The sequence below is a fragment of the Nocardia sp. 852002-20019_SCH5090214 genome, assembly GCF_001665865.1.
GTDB classification, from domain to species: Bacteria; Actinomycetota; Actinomycetes; order Mycobacteriales; family Mycobacteriaceae; genus Nocardia; species Nocardia nova.
On sequence record NZ_LZMK01000351.1, the window covers coordinates 1 to 643 of the forward strand.

Consider the following 643-nt stretch of genomic DNA (forward strand, 5'->3'; position numbering starts at 1 on the left):
TGCGGTCGTAGAGGGTGGCGCTGCCGATGGACACGCCCGCCGAGGCGATGGTGTTGTCGGCGCGTAGTCCGAGTTCGCAGCCGATCGGCAGACGCGAAAGAGCCACGGTCACATCGGCGTTGATGTAGCCGGCGCCTTCGGTGCCCCAGTGACACACGTGGTTCGTGGAGTCACCCAGGATCGCTGCGCGCTGGAACCCAGTGATCGGTTCCCCGGCGACCAGTGGTGGCAGGTTCTGCCAGAAGATTTTGCGGTCGGCGTTTTGATTCGCCGCGAAATCCTCGGACCAGTCGCGATCGCCGCTCTTGAACAGCGGCGGCGTCCCGCCGGGCACAGCACTCTCCTGCGGCGGAACCGGCAGCGGTTCGTCTCGGCTCCAGAGCTGGCCAGGCGGTTCGGTCCCGGTGGTGAGGAAAACGGCTGTCGCCCTCACACGTTGCTGACCGTCTTGCGACAGTGCCGCGTCGGCAACAGTGATTCGAGATCCTCGACGGACCACCGTGCTGCGCAGATCGAACGCGGCGTTGTCGACCGGTTGATACAGGTCGACTGTGAGTCGAGCGGGGATGAAGCCCTCCGGGCAGTGGGTCTCGAGTTCCCGGGCGAGCATGCCGGCCACGGCTGTTCCGCTCAGTTTGGTCGG

At 65.8% G+C, this 643-nt stretch carries 1 protein-coding gene; it reads right to left on the reverse strand.

Features of this window, described 5'->3' with window-relative positions; all coding sequences use genetic code 11:
• Positions 1-610: acyl-CoA thioesterase domain-containing protein (locus tag A5780_RS43250; protein WP_231983015.1), on the reverse strand; the 610-nt coding region annotated here is incomplete at its 3' end.
• Between the last annotated feature and the right edge of the window lie 33 nt (positions 611-643).